The sequence below is a fragment of the Nocardia sp. NPDC058058 genome (assembly GCF_042885355.1).
Lineage (GTDB): Bacteria > Actinomycetota > Actinomycetes > Mycobacteriales > Mycobacteriaceae > Nocardia.
In genome coordinates, this window is the sequence record NZ_JBHVSA010000001.1 from 3,203,244 (window position 1) to 3,221,190 (window position 17,947).

The window sequence follows — 17,947 nt, forward strand, 5'->3', positions numbered from 1 at the left end:
GAGCTCCTTCGCCAGCCGGTCCAGATGTCTGAAATGCTCCGATTCCATGTTTGTCCGGGGCCGACACTCGCCGACAGAGACAAATGTCCCGAAGTAGCCGATGGGTAACCTCTCGGTATGCCGACCGATCCAGTGGGTATGACTCCAGCCGAGCGCGGACAGGTTCCGGCGGAACTGCGCGGATTGTCCGCGCCGAGTGAACGTCTGCACGATCTGGTCGAAGCCATTTACACCGTGGTCACCGACCTGGATGTGGCTGTAGTACTACGGCAGCTGCTGGCCGCCGCCACCCGGCTGGTCGGTGCGCAATACGGTGCGCTGGGTTTGCTGGATCCGCAGGACTCGGGCACGCGCCGCCTCGCCGAATTCGTGCAGATCGGCATGGACGAGGACACCGTGCGGCGCATGCCGTCCTGGCCCAAGGGTCGCGGTCTGCTCGGGGTGGTGCTCGCCGGTGATCAACCGGTGCGGCTGGACGATCTGACCACGCATCCGGCCTTCGAGGGCTGGCCGCCCGGGCATCCGCTCATGCGTAGCTTTCTCGGTGTCCCGGTGCGCATTCGCGGCCGGGTACTGGGCGATCTGTATCTCGCCGATACTCGCGCGGGCATCTTCACCGCGGAGGACGAACGGATTATCGAGGCATTGGCGGTGGTCGCGGCGGTGAAGATCACCAATGCCCGCATGTTCGAACAGGTGCAACTCGATGCCGTTCGCCGCCATGAGGATTCGATCAAGATCGCGGTCATGGAGGATCGGGACCGTATCGCCCGCGATCTACACGATTCGGTCATTCAGCGCATTTACGCCGCCGGTCTGACCGCCCAGGCCGCCCTGCGCCTGCGGCCCGCGCCCGAGGTCACCGAACGCCTGGAACGCCTGATCTCGGCACTGGACGACACCATTCAGGACATTCGCGCGACGATCTTCTCCATCCACTCCCCCGAACCCGTCCCCGGCGGATTGCCCGGCGAGATAACCGATCTGGTCACCTCCGCCGCCCGTCACCTGGGCTTCACCCCCGCGCTGCGGCAGTACGGCGCGCTCGACGCCATCGATCCGGATACCGCGCACGAACTGCTCGCGGTACTGCGCGAATCCCTCTCCAACACCGTCCGGCACGCCGACGCAACCCGGATAGACATCACCATCACCGCCGATATGGGCGAATTGCGAGTTTCGGTCGCGGACAATGGAATCGGCCTCGGCGACGCACCCCATCGCGGCGGCCTGCGCAACCTCGCGAAACGCGCGAGCGCCCGGGGCGGGGTGTTGGAAATATCACCCGGTCCGCAATCGCAAGGCACCACCCTGCTGTGGCGGGTACCGCTGGTGGAATCGAAAGATGGTCGGGGTGACAGGATTTGAACCTGCGACCCTCCGCTCCCAAAGCGGATGCGCTACCAAGCTGCGCTACACCCCGTGACCTGTTCGGCCTGGGCCGAAGCTCCCAGACGGGAGAAGAGCGGGTGACGGGAATCGAACCCGCGCTATCAGCTTGGAAGGCTGAAGTTCTACCATTGAACTACACCCGCGTGCGCCCCGAACGTCCCGGTGCATGCGTTGAGCACTGTACCTAATCTCACTCACCCAATGCCAATCGTGCTGGATACGGGCCGATTCGCGCCGGTCGTACGGGTCGTCGGCGCGTCGGGAAGACTCGCGGAAATTGGGTGTAACGCCTGGCTCCCAGGAACGATCACACATCCGATCGCCATTCGCGAGGTATCGGGAACCCGTTCTGAAACAGGGGTTTTCGATGCCGGGTGGCTTGCTAGGATCCTTTTTGTCCGGACGGGGGTATCTGGAAAGGGGGCGGTGAGCGTGCACCACACATGCCGACCGCGAGTTAGTGAGTTCGATCCGAAGGGCAACACCGGCGCGAGCAGCACCATCGCCGGTACCACCGGTCCCGGCGACGCCGGGCCAGACGTCACGTTCGCAGGGTGAGCGCGCATGCCCATCCGCATCGACGCCCGCACCACCGCCGTCGTGACGGCCACCATCCGGGAATGGGTCCGGGCGGTACATCCCGGCGGAACGGGTTCCACCGTGCCCGCACTCGAACCCGAGGATGTGGAACGCATCTTCGGGCGCATCATCGGTGAGCTGTTGGAACTGGCCGGGTCAGAGCCATTCCCGGTGCCCGCGGCCCGCAGCATCGGGCGGCGGCTCGCCGAATCACCGTTCGAGCGCACCCGCATGCTCGCGCCCGCCAGCCGCGCGCTGCTCGGGCTCGCACCGGGCGAACCGGGCTCGCTGATCGCCACCCGGTGGCCGTTCATCGCCAGCCAGGCCATCGACAGCTATGCCGAGGCGCTGCAACAGCGGGCGCTCGCACAGCAGGAACGCAGCCTGTCCGAGGCGGTGTCGGTGCGAGTGCAGGAAATCGCGGCATTGCAGACCCGGCTGCGGCACGAGGCCACCCATGACGCGCTGACCGATCTGGCCAACCGCTCACTGCTCAAGGAGCGGGTGCGGGTGATGGCCACCGATCCGGCACGCGGTATCGGGCTGCTGCTCATCGATCTCGACGATTTCAAGCAGATCAATGACGGCTACGGGCATTCGGTCGGTGACGAGGTGCTGGTCACCATTGCCAAGCGACTGCGTGCCGCCTGCCCGGCCGAGACGGTCATCTCGCGGTACGGCGGTGACGAATTCGTGGTCGCGCTGCCCGCCCGCCGCAATGCGCTGGGTGAGCTGGCGATGCGAGTGCTGGCGGCGCTGTGCGAACCCGTGCACACCGCGGCCGGTCCGGTCCCCGCCTCGGCCAGTGTCGGCACCGCGTTCTGCCCGCCCGGCCGCGACTGCGATTTCGCCGATCTGCTGCGCAGCGCCGACCGGGCCATGTATTCCGCCAAGACCGCAGGAAAGCGGCAATTCGCCATATCGGAGCTCGACCCAGAGGAGGTCGACTCAGCAACCACCACCGGCAGATTCGCCGCGGTAGCGGGCTGAGCGACCTGGGAACGAGCATCGGCGCGCGATCGAGAGCGCCGATTCCGCCACCGTCCGGATGAGCCCGGGGCGGCGGCGAACACGCCGAGCGCCGGAGTGATCAACACCTCTCGAGCCGGGAGCCGTCGGCCGAGGTAGCCCCCGGATATCGAACCGAGCTGGGCAAACGACCGCGGCGCGAGTTATAGCAACTGAACAGCAATTGGCGCCGCGTAGGGTGGTTCGCGTGGCTACGGTTGTCGTACTACTCGTTCTCCTGGTGGTCGTCCTACTGGCGGTGCTGATCGTCAGCCGCGGACAACGGTCCCGCGCGAACACCCAACTCGCCGATGCGAAAGCCGATGCCAGGCGCGTCATCGAACGGCTCGGCGGACAGGTCTACAACCTGACCGGCAACGACGAGCCCGCCAAACAGGCACTCGCCGACGCGGGCGAACGATTCAACGCCGCGGGTTCGCAAATCGAGCAGGCCACCACACCGGCACAGGCCCGGCTCGCCAAGGAGACCGCGCTGGAGGGCCTCTATTACGTCCGTGCCGCCCGATCGGCCATGAAAATGGATCCGGGGCCGGATGTCCCCGAACTCGACGGCCAGCGCAGCGCCGGCAAGGTCACCGAGGATCGCACCGTCGATTTCGAGGGACGCCGCATCGAAGCCTCGGCCAACCCTTCGGCCGAAACGCCCAACTACTACCCGGGCGGGCGAGTCGCGGGCCGGCCCGTCCCCGCGGGCTGGTACTCCGAACCCTGGTGGCGCACAGCCCTTGTCGCGGGTGCGTGGGGCGTCGGCTCGGTCCTGCTCTTCGACGCGCTGTTCACCGGTATGTCCGGAGTCGACTACAACGCGGCCGCGTTCGAGAGGCGGCTACGGCGACGGCTACCAGGACGGGCTGGACGCGGGCGGCAACGGCGATCAAGGCTACGACCCGGGGGCCGCCGATCAGGGCTACGGCGATCCGGGCAACGGCGACCAGGGTTACGGCGCGGCCGACCCCGGCTTCGCGGACGCGGGTTTCGCCGATCCGGGATCGGATCTGGGCGGCAGTGATTTCGGCGACTACGGCGATTTCGGCGGCTTCGACAGCTTCGACGGCGGCGGCTACTGACCCACCCCGCCCACCGACCGGCGCAGGCGCGTCCTCGCCGCCCACCGCCCGGCGCAGGCGCGTCCTCGCCGACGCGGTGACGCGGGCCGGTCTCGGCGTTCACCCGCGCCGGTACGCGCAACGTTCGCCATAGACCGGGTCGCGATGGCGATCGAGCGGTCTCCTCACCGGATGCGGTGAGCGCGACGAGTGCCGGCGGACTCCGGCATTCCGGCGATCCGGTGCCGAGCCCGTTCGGGTGCTGGTCGGTCGCTTGTACGTCTGGCGGTAACCGGAAGTTGTGCCTCCGTTTGGGCTGTGTTATCGATTGACGGTGCTGGTCGACCACGAGGTGAAGATTCCCGGCTCGTCGTTGTCCGGCGGCGGTGCGGGATCGCGGGTGCTGCCTACCGCGGGGGTGGCCGTTGCGGCGATATTGCTGATCGCCGCGCAGTGGTGGGCATCCGACCATGGCGTACTGGGACCGCTACGCAGTCTGATCGACGACTACTTCGCGAATCCGCAGTCGGCGTTCGTTTCGTGGGCCGGTTTGGGACTGGCCTGCGTGGGCGTGACCGCGCGCATCCGGGTCATCAGCCTGGTTGCGGCAGCGGTGCTGGACCTGATGACCCTCGGGCTGCAAGCCCTGTGCGGGTGGCATGTGTCGATCGGGACCGGGCCGACGCTGGCATTGACCGGACTGGCGATCGCCGCATCGCGCTGGGATGGGCAGCGGCGGCGGACAGCCCTGCACGCCATCGCGTTCGGTGTGCTGCTCATCATGGCCTCGAAGGTCGCCGACACCTGGCTGATGGTCAGTGTGATCGCCGGACCGCGGGTGCTGGATCAATACGTGGAACTCGCGGATCACGCCTTGGGTGAGCCCGCGTGGCTGGTCGGGCGGGCGCTGGAGGTGCTCGGGCCGATACCGTCCGGGATTCTGCACGTCGTCTACATCCAGTTGCCGGTGGCGGCGGTGGCGATCGCGGTGTGGCAGCTGCGCAATGTGACCACCAGCCCCTGGCCGCGGCACAATCTGCTGCGCACATTCCTGGTGCTGGGCGTGGTCGGGCCGCTCGGCTATGTGCTGTTCCCCGTGGTCGGGCCGGTGTTCGCGTACGGCCCCGAGGGCAACGGCCTGCAGATCGGGGATTGGCCGCACGTGCTGCCCGCGCTGACCTCCATGCCGAAACCACTGCTGTTCGACACCGTCACCGCGCGCAATTGCATGCCGTCCATGCATACCGCGTGGGCGACGGCGCTTTTCATCCATTCGCGCGGCGGCCCGCGCTGGCTGCGCTGGGCGGGTGCAACCTGGCTGGTGTGCACGCTGCTGGCGACGCTGGGTTTCGGCTATCACTACGGCTGCGATCTGGTGGCGGGCGCGGTGCTGTGCCTGACGGTGGAGTCGGCGCTGCGGGAACCCGATCGCGGCTGGAATCGGTACCGGGTGCGGATCGTCACGCTCGGCGTGACGGTGTTCGCGGGGCTGTTGCTGTCCTATCGCTTCCTGCCGGTGACCATGTCCTCCTATCCGGTGGTGGCCGGGTTTGCCGTGCTGGGTTCGCTTGCCGTAGTTTCGCTGGTCTTCTACGCGACCTGGTTCAGCAGCCCTGACGGTCGCTTGGCGGACTGGGGCGGCCGGCATGCGCGGGTATCCGTTGACATCAACTAGCTACTCCCGCAATACAATCCGGACAACTTATGCGAAGGCCGAAGGGTTAGTGTCTGCCGAATGATCACCATGCGGACGGGGCAGCGGGGCGTGCTGCGCAAAGCGAAGTCCGATGACCTGAGAAATATCCCGCGCATTCCGTTCGCGATCGGAATTCTGCTCTCGGTGGCCATCGCCCTGCTGTTCTCACGCATGCACGGGTTCCTGGATTTGCAGGTGTATCGGGTCGTCACCCGAGCCTGGCTGCACGGCAGCACGCTGTACGGGCCGACGCTGCCGGTGGCCGGGCATACCGATCTGCCGTTCACCTATCCGCCGTCCGCCGCCATCCTGATGATCCCGCTGGCGGTGACACCGCTGTGGCTGGCGGAAATCCTGGTGACGGCGAGCTCGCTGGCGTGTCTCGGGGTGACGGTCTGGCTGGTGCTCTCGCGCATTCGCCCGGATCTGTTGCCGCGCACGAAATTCACGCTGACCACGACGGCGGTGTTCGCACTGCTGGCCATCGAACCGGTGCGCACCACACTGTGGTTCGGGCAGATCAATCTCGTGCTGATGGCTGCGGTCGCGCTGGACTGCCTGACCGAGAAACCGCGCTGGCCGCGCGGTGTGCTCATCGGCATCGCCGTGGTGACGAAACTGACCCCGGCGGCCTTCATCCTCTACTTCCTGCTGCGCCGGGATTGGAAGGCCGCGGCCACCTCCGCGGCGACAGCGGCCGCGGTGGTCCTCGGCGGCTTCCTGCTCTTCCCGCGCGAATCCCGGGACTACTGGTTCCACGCGGTCACCGACACCAATCGGATCGGCTCCCCGGACTACGTCGGCAATCAGTCGATCAAGGGCCTGTTCTTCCGGCTGGGCCTGACGCATTCGGCGGCCACGATCGCCTGGCTCGCCACCGGTCTGGTCGTGGTGGGCGCGGGCGCGGTCCTGATGCACTATCTGTTCAAGGCCGAATCGTTCGCGGGTCAACCCGCGCTCACCGTGTACTCGGTCGCCGCCCTGCTGGTGAATGCCGCGGTCCTGCTGCTGATTTCGCCGGTGTCCTGGACGCACCACTGGATCTGGGCGGGGCCCGCGATAGTGGCCGCCGTCGCCTGGGCCACCACCCAACCCGGCCGGGCCCCGGCCGCGCTGACCGCCGCCTTCACCATCCCGTTCCTGATCGGCCCGGGCATCGTGCCCAACGGCAGGCATCAGGAATTGAATTGGTCCTGGTGGCAAAGCATTTTCGGCGATATCTACATCATCACCACCATCGCGTTGCTCGCATTCGGACTGTGGTGGCTGGTTACGGTGCGCACTCGAACCGTCTCGGCGGTTGACGTCAGCTAGTTCTTCCCTGGGGGATTTTCATGACCGATCTATCCGGCTTTCCACTGCCTTTCGTCGAATCCCATTTGATGCCGGTCGCGCCCGCCAGGGCCGTGCCGGAGCTGCGGATGATGCGGTTCAGTGCGGAGATTCGTTCCAAGGCACTGTGGTTCACGAAAATGCACGATGCCGACATTGTCGCCAAGTGGGCGCGGGAGGCTGCGGAGCAGGGACTGAGCGAGGCCCAAGTTCGTTATGTGATAGCGGAATTGGAGTATTACGCGGAACGGCGCGATGCGGGGACGGGGATCGAGGTTTCGGGTGTCGACGGGGTGTGGCAGTCGGATACATTGATCTCCGATGAGCTGAGAAGTGCGCTGCGGGAAGCTGTTCGGGTGCTGGAGGAGGTACCCGAGAACGAGCGGGATTGGCATCCGGGGTCGAACGAACAGGTGCTGGATCTGGTGCATCCGTCGCTGTTCTGCCTGGTGCGCGGAGTGAGCGGGGTGGATGCGGCGTGGCCGCAGCGTGGGAAAGATATTGCGCGGTACGCGTATTCGGAGAAGTTCCAGTGGCTGCCGACCGATGTCGATATCGACTCCGATGGCGGGGCGGTGTTCCGGTCGTACGTCAACAATGTGGATCCGGTGGCGCATCGTGAGCTCGACGCGGTGCTGCCGGTGCTGTTCGCGCGGCTGCTGCCGCTGTTCGAGAATGTGCTGACCGATCTGCGGTATCCGCGGCCGGTGCGGATCGAGGTCAATCCGTACACCTGGTACGACAACGCGCCGGGTAAGCCGGTCGAGCCCGAGGATCCGAACGACGAAGAGGCCAGGGCCGATTGGGACGCCGCGCGTGACGAATGGTGGGACACGCGTCGCCCGGTCATCCCGGACGCTCCCGAATTCAGTACGCCGGAGATGCCGGACGACTTCGTTCGGGTCGATCTGCGGGGGCGGCGACTCCAGGTCATCGTCAAGCTCGCGACGATTCACCTCACCCCGGATGGGCCCGAATATCCCGGTGGCAGTTGGCATGTCGAAGGGATGATGAACGAGCGCATCGTCTCGACCGGTATCTACTACTGGGACAGCGAGAACATCACCGAGAGTCAACTGAGCTTCCGCGCGTCGATCGACGATCCGGACTACGAGCAGAACGACGGCAATGGCATGGAGGACGTCTACGGCCTCAGCGATGAGGACCCGATGAGTCAGGTGCTGGGCTCGGTATCGACGAATGCGGGCCGCTGCCTGGCGTTCCCGAATATCCTCCAGCATCGCGTCTCACCGTTCCGCCTCGCGGATCCGACCCGGCCGGGGTATCGCAAGATCCTGGCGTTCTTCCTGGTCGATCCCACCGTGACGATCACCTCGACCTCCGATGTGGCACCGCAGCAGCCGTGGTCACCGGCCTCGACCATGACGCGGGCCGAGGCCGAGGGCTACCGCGAGGAACTCATGCGGGAGCGGAAGTTCTTCGTCGACGAGCACAACGAGGAGATCTACGAGCGGGAATTCTCGCTCTGCGAGCACTGATTTCGGCGCTGCCACGGGATGTAGACGGGGATGTAGCGGCCCATCGCCAGTGCGCCCAGGGCTGACACACCGCCCAGGGTCACCACGGCCGCGGCGAGTGGAGCGATCGCGGCCAGACCGCTGACCAGCAGTGGGCCCACGAAGAAGCCGCAGTCGTGGGTCAATCGCCAGGCGGCGAGGAATTCGGCGCGGGTGGCCGCCGGGGCCACATCCGCGCCGATGGTCATGATGACCCCGTTGCCGATGCCATTGCCGATGCCCATGACAATCGCGGCCACGGTGAGGATGGCGATCGAATCGGCGAACGGCACAATCAGATACCCGATCGCCAGAATGGCCAACGAGGGCACGGCGATGAATCGCCTGCCGAAGCGGTCCATCAAATGCCCTGCGGGATAGGCGCATAGGACGTCCAGACCCGCGCCGATCCCGTAGACGAGCGCGGCCGTCGCGGCGCTCGCGCCGAGATGGTCTGCCCACAAAGGCAATATGGCATCGCGCGCCGAGCGCGCCGCACCCATCAGCAGTGATCCGCCACCCAGGGTGAACAACAGGGTGCGATGCGCTCGCCCGATGCTCAGCAGCGACAGCGGTGGCGGCTTATCGATCCCGGATGTCGAGGTCTGCGGATCCGGCAACCGGGTCATGAGATATCCGGCCAGCGCGATCGCGATCAACTGGACGACAAACCCACCGCGCGTACCGAATCCGATGATCGCCGCCGCCCCGAGAAACGGCCCGAGGAAACTCCCCAGCCGCATGGCCCCGCCGAACAGCGCCATCGCCCGCGCCCGCCGCTCGAACGGAATCACCTCGGACAGATAACTCATCCGAGCCAATCCCCATACGGCATTGGACAATCCGACAACCACCAGCCCCACGCACAACACCGGCACACTCGGCGCGACCAAGCACACCAGCACCCCGAGCACCCCCGCGCTACTCGCGCAAATGATCGAAACCCGCTCCCCCAACCGCGAAACCACCTGCCCCGCCGGAATATCCCCCAGCACCTGCCCCAATCCCACCAGCGCCACCGTCAACCCGGCCACCGCCGCCGACGCCCCCAAACTCAGCGCCGTCAACGCCATCACCGGCGCCGCCGCCCCCATCCCGATCCCATAGGCCGTAGCGGGCAGATAAACGGTGAACAGCAACGGCCGCAACGAGGACACTTCCCCTGAACCCTCAACCTGCCGACTGACGGTCATACGCACACCCGAATACTCGCCGACAACAACTTCCAGCCTTCATGAGTGGACCGACAATGCCCACCCACTCTCCGAACCCACCCCACCCCTGACAACGCTCTTTCCACCCCGTGGAAATCACCCTGATTCCAACCCCAAATGTGAAACATATTCAGTTCACAACTGCTAGATTTGCGCCGCCGGATCTACACGGGGAGAGATCAATGAAGTCCACGCTCACAACAGCTTTCGTCATCGCCGCACTCGGGATGGTGATCGCCGCACCATCGGCCCAAGCCTCCGAAACGAAGATTCACACCGGCCCGCTGGAGGGCGCGCCATGCCACGTCAATCAGACCTATCAGCTGTGGCTCTCAACTATCACGCCGTACAAGGACGTCATCGAAGTCACCGACAATGGAGTATCGATACCTGTCCACTGGAGCGACTACCACATCAGCCGAGTCGACTGGACACCAACCACTATCGGTCGCCACACCTTGACCATCTCCAATGACCAAACCGAAATCGCGGCGACATTGATCCAACTCGGCAGCTCGAAGCTGGCCGACCTGGGCACGGGCAGCGGCTTGTTCCGCGCGCCTTCCACCTCGGTGCAGACAACGGTCGTCCCCGCCTCCGATACCACCACCCCCTGCCTGCAATAGCCGCCGAGACGCGGTCAGCTGGGCTGGCAGGTGGGGCACCAGAACAGGTTTCGGCCTTCCATGACCGAGTGCAGGACCGTGGTGGTGCAGAGACGGCAAGGGTCGCCCGCGCGGCGGTAGACGTAGGTGCGGGGGCGGTCCGGGGAGTATGACGGGGCGCCGTGGTCGTCTTCGGGGCGGACCACGACCATGACGCCGCGTTTGACGCCCACCTTCATCAGGGCAACTAGGTCGGTCCAGATCGCTTGCCACTCTTCGTGGCTCACCTGTTTGCCGGGGCGCGTGGGCGAGATGCCGTGGCGGAAGAGGACTTCGGCGCGGTAGACGTTGCCTACGCCCGCGATGACCTTCTGGTCCATGAGCATTGAGCCGATGGCACGCTGGGAGCGGGAGATGCGGTGCCAGGCTCGGTCCGGGTCGGCGTCACCGCGGAGCGGGTCGGGGCCGAGACGGGCTGTGAGGGCGTCGATTTCGGGGGCGAGGAGGATTTCGCAGGTGTTGGGGCCGCGGAGGTCTATGCCGTAGGGGGTGTCTTTGCGGCCGGGGCCGTACATGCGGAGGCGGACTTCGCCGACGGGTTCACCCATGGGGACCGGGGATTCGTAGAATTTGCCGTAGAGGCCCAGGTGGATGTGGACGGCCAGGCCCGAATCGTAGTGGTGCAGTAGGTGTTTACCCCAGGCTTCGGCGTGGGTGAGGACTCGGCCGTCGAGGCGGGCGGCCTCGGCGGCGAAGCGGCCCTGCGGGCTGGAGACGCGCACGGGCGCACCGGCCAGACGCTGCTGATGCAGCTTCGCCAGGCGATGCAGGGTATGGCCTTCGGGCACGACTCACCGGCTCTCAGGAGAAAAGGAATGCCGCCGCGAACGAGAGTTCGCGGCGGCGTGGCCTATTCCGGGGTGGCGGAACTCAGTACGCGGGAACGGCGGGGGCGACGCCGGTCTTCTCGTATTCGGCGAGGATGTCGATGCGACGCTGGTGCCGGGCCTCATCGGACCATTCGGCGGCCAGGAAGGCATCGACGATGGCGAGGGCTTCCTCGGTGCTGTGCATGCGGCCGCCGACGCCGATCAGCTGGGCGTTGTTGTGCTGGCGGGCCAGCTGAGCGGTTTCCACACTCCAGGCCAGGGCGCAGCGGGCGCCGGGGACCTTGTTGGCGGCGATCTGCTCGCCATTGCCGGAGCCACCGAAGACCAGGCCGAGGCTGCCGGGATCGGCGACGGTGCGGCGGGCGGCCTCGATGCAGAAGGCGGGGTAGTCGTCGAGGGCGTCGTACTCGAGCGCGCCGCAATCGACGACCTCGTGGCCCTGGCCCTCCAGGTGGGACTTGACGTGGTTCTTCAGTTCGAAGCCGGCGTGATCGGCACCCAGGTATACGCGCATGGCAGGGATTCTCTCAGGAGTGCCGATCGGCCATTAACGGTGGGTGAGCGGGAGCGCGAATAACAGGTGCCAACTTTCCGGCCTCCGATGCGAAGGTGCGCCATGCCGTCCGATGACCGCCAAGAACGAATGCCCGCTTTGACCGCCCGGACCACGGTCAACGGCCCGGCCTGGAATCCCGTATCGGGGATGACCGGGTGGGATCCGGCCACCGGCCCGCCCGGATGGGGTCCGGTCGCGCCCGATGAGACGCGCCCGCAGCAGCTGCCGCCGCGCATGCCGATCGATCCGCAGACGCGCGGGCTGTCGCCGTTCGGGTTGCCCGCACGGCACAGCTGGGAGATCCCGCTGCTGGTGCTGGTCGTGGTGCTGACCGTATTCGCCTATCCGTACGCGGTTTTCGCGGTGAGCCGAGGTACCGACAATCTGTACCTGTCGATTCTGGCGTTCGCGCCGATTCTGGTGTGGTTCCTGCGCGGTTCGCAATGGGGCGCGGCGCGGGTGTCGGGGGTGAAGATGTCGCCGACGCAATTCCCGGACGCGTATCGCATGGTGCAGGAGGCGGCGACGCGCTTCGGTATGAAGAAGGTCCCGGACGCGTATGTGGTGCTGGGCAATGGTCAGCTCAACGCGTTCGCGGCGGGTCACGGTTTCCGTCGTTTCGTGGTGGTCAACAGCGATCTTTTCGAAATCGGCGGCGCGGCACGCCAACCCGAGGCGCTGGCATTCGTGATCGGTCACGAGGTCGGTCATATCGCGGCGGGCCACACCTCGTATTGGCGGCAATTCGGCACGATACTCATGCAATTCGTGCCCGTGCTCGGTCCGGCGCTGAGCCGCGCGCAGGAGTACACCGCCGATAATCACGGCTACAGCTATTGCTTCCTGGGCGCGTCCGGCGCGATGACCACGCTGTCCGCGGGCAAATACCTCGGCGTCATGGTCGGATTCGACGAAATGGCGGACCGCGCCTTCACCGAAACCGGATTCTTCGTCTGGCTCACCAACCTGCAGGCCGGCCATCCGGTGAACACCTGGCGGATGTGGGCGCTGCGCGATCGCAGCCGGCACGGGAAGCTGTTCCTGCGCCCCACTCCCCCGGCCGCATAGAGTTTGCTCATGACGTCCGACGATCAGTCGCAACCGCCGAACGCCGAGCAGGGGAATCCGGTCACGGGGAGCCATCCGGGGTGGAATCCGGTCACGGGGATGACCGGATGGAATCCGCAGGTCGGCCCGCCGGGTTGGGTTGCCCAGCCCGGGTATTCACCGCCCCAGGTGCCCCCGCATCAGCCGACCCGCGGCCTGTCCCCGTTCGGTATGCCCGCCCGGCACAGCTGGGAGATCCCGCTGCTGGCGGTCGTGGTGGTGCTGACGGTGCTCGCGTACATGTTCGCGCTGCTGCTGCTATTGACCGGCAGCCTGAATCAATATGTGCTGCTGTTCACGTTCGCGCCGCCGCTGCTGTGGTTCGGCCGCGGTGTGAATTACGCGACGCAGCGGGTGAACGGCGTGAAAATGTCGCCGACGCAGTTCCCCGAGGGTTATCGCATGGTGCAGGAGGCCGCCGCGCGTTTCGGAATGCAGACGGTTCCGGACGCGTACGTGGTGCTCGGCAACGGCCAGATCAACGCGTTCGCCTCCGGGCACGGTTTCCGCCGTTACGTGGTGGTGTACAGCGATCTGTTCGAAATCGGCGGCGCGGCACGGCAACCCGACGCATTGGCATTCATCATCGGCCACGAGGTGGGGCATATCGCGGCCGGGCACGTCTCGTATTGGCGGCAGCTGGGCATGTTCCTGGGACCGTTCCTGCCGATCCTGGGCAATTCGCTGATTCGCGCGCAGGAGTACACCGCCGACAATCACGGCTACTGCAATCGGCATGTGGGCGCACCCGGTGCGATGCAGACGCTCGCGGGCGGCAAATACCTCAATGCCATTGTCGGATTCGACGAGATGGCCGATCGCGCACCGCAGGAGAAGGGTTTCTTCGTCTGGGTCGTGAACGCGCTGTCCAGCCATCCGGTGCTGACGTGGCGCATGTGGGCGCTGAGAGATCGCAGTAGACACGGCAAGTTGTTCCTGCGGCCCGTCCCGCCCCCGCTCGCGCAACCGCCCGCACCGTACACCGGCTATCCGCAACAGCAGCCGACACCCGGATACGGCTCCAGCACAACATATTTCGAGCAGTGAACCGCCAAGGGCCCGCCGTTTCCGGCGGGCCCTTCGCATACCGGCAGCCCGGGCGACGCGACTCTCAGTCGAACTGCGGATCCTCGTCGCGGGTGCGCTTGAGTTCGAAGAAGTGCGGGTAGGACGCCAGCGCGACCGCACCGTCCCACACCTTGCCCGCGACCTCGCCGCGCGGAATCCGCGACAGCACCGGACCGAAGAAGGCGACCCCGTTGATGTGGATGGTCGGCGTGCCGACATCCGGCCCGACCTTGTCCATACCGGCGTGATGCGAGACCCGCAGCGCCTCGTCGTATTCGGTGCTGGTGGCGGCCTCGGCCAGTTCGGCGGGCAGGCCCACCTCGGCAAGCGATTCCGCGATCACCGTGGTCAGCAGGTCCGAGCGCGAATCCGTCTCGTATTCGGCGCGGCGATTGTGCAGGCGGGTGCCCATCGCGGTGTACAGCGCGGGCAGCACCTCGTCACCGTTCTTCGCCGCGGCGGCGATGGCCACGCGCACCGGACCCCAGCCGGTGGCGAGCAATTCCTTGTACTGCTCCGGCAGGCCGTCGCGGCCCTCGTTGAGCACCGACAGGCTCATCACGTGGAAGTTCACGTCGATATCGCGGACCTGCTCGACCTCGAGGATCCAGCGGGAGGTGATCCAGCACCACGGGCACAGCGGATCGAACCAGAAGTCGACCCGGTCCTTGTTGGTGTCACTCACGAGTAATCCCTTTCGCAGTCGTCGGCCGGGCATGGCCGTCCCTATGCGCAACAATGCACCTTCTTACCGATATTTCCGCCGGACGGCATGTTCTGCGGGATAGGGTCGAAATATCAGCCTTCGTCGTCGGCAGCCGCGGATGGGCGGCGCAGGGAGGTCACACATGACCACGGCATCCAGGTTTGTCATCGCAGGTGGTGGGCTGGCAGCGGCCAAGCTCGCGGCGGCCTTGCGCGCCAACGATTTCGACGGGACGATCACCCTCGTCGGTGCGGAGGAGCGATTACCGTACGAGCGGCCACCGCTGTCCAAGGACTGTCTACTGGGTAAGAAGACGCCCGCGGACGCGATCGTGGAACAGCCGCAGTGGTATCGCGATCATCACGTCGAGGTGCTGCTCGGCACCACCGTGACCGGGGTGGATCGGGCGACGAAAACCATTACGCTGCCGGATCATACGACGATCACCTACGACAAATTGGCGCTGGCCACCGGATCTCGGCCGCGCAAGCTGCCCATCCCCGGCGCTGATGCGGACGGCGTGTACACCCTGCGCAATGCCGAGGACTCCGAGGCGATCCTCGAAATGTTCTCCACCGCCACGCGATTGGTAGTGATCGGGGCGGGCTGGATCGGGCTCGAGGTCACCGCCGCCGCCCGCACCGCCGGGCTGGAGGTGACGGTGCTGGAATCGCTGGACGTGCCATTGCAGACCGCACTCGGGCCGGAGATGGGACAGGTGTTCGCGGATCTGCATCGCGAGCACGGCGTCGATCTGCGCGTCGCGACCAAGGTCGCCGAGATCACCGTCGCCGACGGGCGCGCGACCGGGGTCCGGCTCGCCGATGACACCGTCATACCCGCCGACGCGGTCTTGATCGCGGTGGGCGCGCGACCCAATATCGAACTCGCCGTCGACGCCGGACTGGCGACCGGCGAGGGCGTACTGGTCGATGAGAGCCTGGCCACCAGCGATCCCGATATCGTCGCCGTCGGGGACATCGCCGATCAACAGCATCCGGTGCTGGAACGCCGAATTCGGGTGGAGCACTGGGCCAATGCGCTCAATCAGCCCGAGGTGGCGGCGGCGACCATGCTCGGTAAGGACGCCGTATACGACCGGCTGCCGTACTTCTTCACCGATCAATACGACCTCGGTATGGAGTACACCGGTTACGCGACCGCCAAGCAGACCGCGCGCGTGGTGGTGCGCGGTGATCTCGGCACACGCGAATTCCTCGCCTTCTGGCTGGACTCCGGGAATCGGGTGCTCGCCGGGATGAACGTGAATATCTGGGACGCGGGCGATCGGATCAAGGAGTTGATTCGCGGCGGCGAGGCGGTCGATCCGGAGCGGCTGGCGGACACGTCGATTCCACTGTGACGACCGTCACCTGACGCGTCCGGGAAACCGTGTCGAATTCACGGATCGGGTTCCGACCTGTCCGTGAAAGCGCCCGTCCGGCGCACCGAACAGAGGAGTCGACCATGAAGTACATGCTGCTCAAGACCTACGGCGGCACCAACGCGTACTGCGATACGCCGATCAACGAGTGGACGCCCGAGGAAATCAAGGCGCACATCGATTTTCAGCGGGCGCTGGGCGAGGAACTCGCCAAATCCGGTGAGCTGGTGGACGCGCAGGGATTGGCCGGACCCGATGACGCGCTGCTGGTCAGCTCGGACGGACGGTCCGCCGCGGTGATCACCGACGGGCCGTTCCCCGAGACCAAGGAATTCCTCGCCGGGTACTACCTGATCGATGTCGACAGCCGGGAACGGGCGCTGGAGATCGCGGCCCAGGCCTCGGCCGGGCCCGGCCCCGGCGGCAAACCGATCGGCGAGTACATCGAGGTGCGCGCGGTGATGAGCGCGCCCACCGGCGATCTGTGACCCGGCGCGATGGGCTCCACCACCTATGCGGTCGAGGACCTGCTGCGCACGCTCGCACCGCAGGTCCTCGGGGTGCTGACCCGGCGCTACGGGGATTTCGACACCGCCGAGGACGCGGTGCAGGAGGCCATGCTCGCGGCCGCCACCCAGTGGCCCGATGAGGGGACGCCGGACAATCCGCGCGGCTGGCTGATCCAGGTCGCCTCCCGCCGACTCGTCGACACCGTGCGCGCCGAAGTCGCGCGCCGCAATCGCGAAACCTCGACGATGCTGCGCGAGGTACCGGCGGCGGCCGAACTCTCCGACGCCGTCGATGAGCGCGATGACACGCTGACCCTGTTCTTCCTGTGCTGTCATCCGGTGCTGTCCCCCGCCAGCGCCATCGCGCTCACTTTGCGCGCGGTCGGCGGACTCTCCACCGAAGAGATCGCCCGCGCCTTCCTCCTGCCGGAATCGACCATGGCGCAGCGCATCTCGCGCGCGAAGAAGCGACTGGCTGCGGTCGATCGACCGTTCGCGTCGGGGGAATCCGGCTATCCGGAGCAGTGGCGGGCGCGGGTGGGCACGGTGTTGCAGGTGCTCTATCTGATCTTCACCGAGGGGCACACCAGCACCGGGTCCGAGCTGCGGCGCAATGATCTTTCCGCGGAAGCCATTCGGCTCGCCCGCGCACTGCATCGACTGCTGCCGGAGGATTCCGAGGTCACCGGATTATTGGCGCTACTGCTGCTGACGGATTCGCGGCGAGCCGCCAGGTCCGGGGCGCACGGGGAGCTGATTCCGTTGGCGGAACAGGATCGCGGGAAATGGGAGCGCGCGACCATCACCGAGGGCATCCGGCTGATCACCGCCACGCTTCCGGGCGGACTGAGCGGGCCGTATCAGATCCAGGCCGCCATCGCCGCGCTGCACGCGCAGGCACGGCGGGCCGAGGACACCGAATGGGATCGAATCCTGTTGCTGTACAACAGGCTCGAACGAATCGCATCCAACCCGATGGTGACGCTGAATCGCGCGGTGGCACTGGCCATGGTCGAAGGTCCGCAGGCCGGACTGGACCTCGCCGCAACTCTCGAAGCGCCACTGAAGGGTTCACACCGGCTGGACGCCGTGCGTGGCCACTTCCATGAAATGGCAGGCGATTACAGCGCGGCGATCACCGCATATACGGCTGCCGCCGGGCGCACCACCAGCACACCCGAACGCAACTACCTGATACTCCGAGCAGCACTGCTCCGCAAGCAGCACTAACCCCCGTCATCCCGGCGCGCTCAACTCTCGTCATCCCGGCGCGCTTTTGGCCGGGATCCACCGAAACCTGTTGGGACGCTGCCAGTG

Annotated in this window: 15 protein-coding genes, 2 tRNA genes and 1 pseudogene; 12 read left to right on the forward strand and 6 right to left on the reverse strand. The window is 66.3% G+C overall.

The genetic code is table 11. The annotated features are described in order from the left end of the window. Positions 1 to 117 precede the first annotated feature (117 nt). Entirely contained in the window at positions 118 to 1,368 is a 1,251-nt protein-coding gene (locus tag ACFVUS_RS14950) for a GAF domain-containing protein (RefSeq protein WP_387765273.1), read from the forward strand. Here ACFVUS_RS14950 and ACFVUS_RS14955 read toward each other — a convergent pair. Both ACFVUS_RS14955 and ACFVUS_RS14960 read right to left on the reverse strand, forming a co-directional pair. Continuing rightward, positions 1,347 to 1,423 (reverse strand) — tRNA-Pro (locus ACFVUS_RS14955). The two genes, ACFVUS_RS14950 and ACFVUS_RS14955, sit on opposite strands and share 22 nt — an antisense overlap. Positions 1,424 to 1,464: 41 nt before the next feature. Continuing rightward, a tRNA-Gly gene (locus tag ACFVUS_RS14960) sits at positions 1,465 to 1,535 on the reverse strand. Between the two features lie 421 nt (positions 1,536 to 1,956). Here ACFVUS_RS14960 and ACFVUS_RS14965 point away from each other — a divergent pair. The 5 genes and pseudogenes from ACFVUS_RS14965 (at position 1,957) to ACFVUS_RS14985 (ending at position 8,573) form a co-directional block, all read left to right on the forward strand. Next, on the forward strand, positions 1,957 to 2,961 hold the full coding sequence (locus ACFVUS_RS14965; protein WP_364629462.1) for a GGDEF domain-containing protein: 1,005 nt from the start codon (positions 1,957 to 1,959) through the stop codon (positions 2,959 to 2,961). A gap of 226 nt (positions 2,962 to 3,187) precedes the next feature. After that, positions 3,188 to 4,067: pseudogene (locus ACFVUS_RS14970) on the forward strand (DUF1542 domain-containing protein). 379 nt (positions 4,068 to 4,446) lie between these two features. Then, positions 4,447 to 5,721, forward strand: a complete 1,275-nt coding sequence (locus ACFVUS_RS14975; protein ID WP_387765593.1) for a phosphatase PAP2 family protein — start codon at positions 4,447 to 4,449, stop codon at positions 5,719 to 5,721. Positions 5,722 to 5,781: 60 nt separating this feature from the next. Then, positions 5,782 to 7,056 (forward strand): glycosyltransferase 87 family protein, encoded by a 1,275-nt coding sequence (locus tag ACFVUS_RS14980; RefSeq protein ID WP_387765276.1) that lies wholly within the window; start codon positions 5,782 to 5,784, stop codon positions 7,054 to 7,056. A 20-nt stretch (positions 7,057 to 7,076) separates the two neighbouring features. Next, on the forward strand, positions 7,077 to 8,573 hold the full coding sequence (locus ACFVUS_RS14985; protein WP_387765278.1) for a DUF4246 domain-containing protein: 1,497 nt from the start codon (positions 7,077 to 7,079) through the stop codon (positions 8,571 to 8,573). On the opposite strand, the gene ACFVUS_RS14990 is transcribed toward ACFVUS_RS14985, so the two are convergent. Beyond that, positions 8,540 to 9,784: an MFS transporter gene (locus ACFVUS_RS14990; protein WP_387765280.1), complete on the reverse strand. Its 1,245-nt coding sequence runs from the start codon at positions 9,782 to 9,784 to the stop codon at positions 8,540 to 8,542. The genes ACFVUS_RS14985 and ACFVUS_RS14990 overlap by 34 nt on opposite strands. A 203-nt stretch (positions 9,785 to 9,987) precedes the next feature. On the opposite strand from ACFVUS_RS14990, the gene ACFVUS_RS14995 reads away from it, so the two are divergent. Next, entirely contained in the window at positions 9,988 to 10,431 is a 444-nt protein-coding gene (locus ACFVUS_RS14995) for a hypothetical protein (RefSeq protein ID WP_387765282.1), read from the forward strand. 14 nt (positions 10,432 to 10,445) lie between these two features. Here the strand turns inward: ACFVUS_RS14995 and ACFVUS_RS15000 are convergent, their stop codons facing one another. Together ACFVUS_RS15000 and ACFVUS_RS15005 are read right to left on the reverse strand one after the other, a co-directional pair. Beyond that, the gene (locus ACFVUS_RS15000) at positions 10,446 to 11,258 is read right to left on the reverse strand and encodes an Fpg/Nei family DNA glycosylase (protein ID WP_387765284.1); all 813 of its coding nucleotides are present in this window, start codon (positions 11,256 to 11,258) and stop codon (positions 10,446 to 10,448) included. A gap of 82 nt (positions 11,259 to 11,340) precedes the next feature. Then, entirely contained in the window at positions 11,341 to 11,814 is a 474-nt protein-coding gene (locus ACFVUS_RS15005) for a ribose-5-phosphate isomerase (RefSeq protein WP_364629447.1), read from the reverse strand. Between the two features lie 189 nt (positions 11,815 to 12,003). Here ACFVUS_RS15005 and ACFVUS_RS15010 point away from each other — a divergent pair, with 189 nt between their 5' ends. After that, positions 12,004 to 12,924, forward strand: a complete 921-nt coding sequence (locus ACFVUS_RS15010; RefSeq protein ID WP_387765596.1) for a M48 family metallopeptidase — start codon at positions 12,004 to 12,006, stop codon at positions 12,922 to 12,924. Positions 12,925 to 13,023: 99 nt separating this feature from the next. Beyond that, complete coding sequence (locus ACFVUS_RS15015; RefSeq protein WP_387765599.1) at positions 13,024 to 14,010, forward strand: M48 family metallopeptidase; 987 nt, start codon at positions 13,024 to 13,026, stop codon at positions 14,008 to 14,010. 64 nt (positions 14,011 to 14,074) lie between these two features. Here ACFVUS_RS15015 and ACFVUS_RS15020 read toward each other — a convergent pair whose 3' ends face one another. Next, a complete protein-coding gene (locus tag ACFVUS_RS15020) occupies positions 14,075 to 14,716 on the reverse strand; it encodes a DsbA family protein (protein ID WP_387765286.1) in 642 nt (213 codons plus the stop codon). Positions 14,717 to 14,879: 163 nt separating this feature from the next. Here ACFVUS_RS15020 and ACFVUS_RS15025 point away from each other — a divergent pair, with 163 nt between their 5' ends. From ACFVUS_RS15025 to ACFVUS_RS15035, 3 genes are all read left to right on the forward strand, one after another. After that, positions 14,880 to 16,100 carry an NAD(P)/FAD-dependent oxidoreductase gene (locus ACFVUS_RS15025; protein ID WP_387765288.1) on the forward strand — a complete coding sequence of 407 codons (1,221 nt, stop codon included), beginning with the start codon at positions 14,880 to 14,882 and terminating at the stop codon, positions 16,098 to 16,100. 104 nt (positions 16,101 to 16,204) lie between these two features. Further along, complete coding sequence (locus ACFVUS_RS15030) at positions 16,205 to 16,609, forward strand: YciI family protein (protein WP_387765290.1); 405 nt, start codon at positions 16,205 to 16,207, stop codon at positions 16,607 to 16,609. Between the two features lie 9 nt (positions 16,610 to 16,618). Then, on the forward strand, positions 16,619 to 17,860 hold the full coding sequence (locus ACFVUS_RS15035; protein WP_387765292.1) for an RNA polymerase sigma factor: 1,242 nt from the start codon (positions 16,619 to 16,621) through the stop codon (positions 17,858 to 17,860). Positions 17,861 to 17,947: the final 87 nt, after the last annotated feature.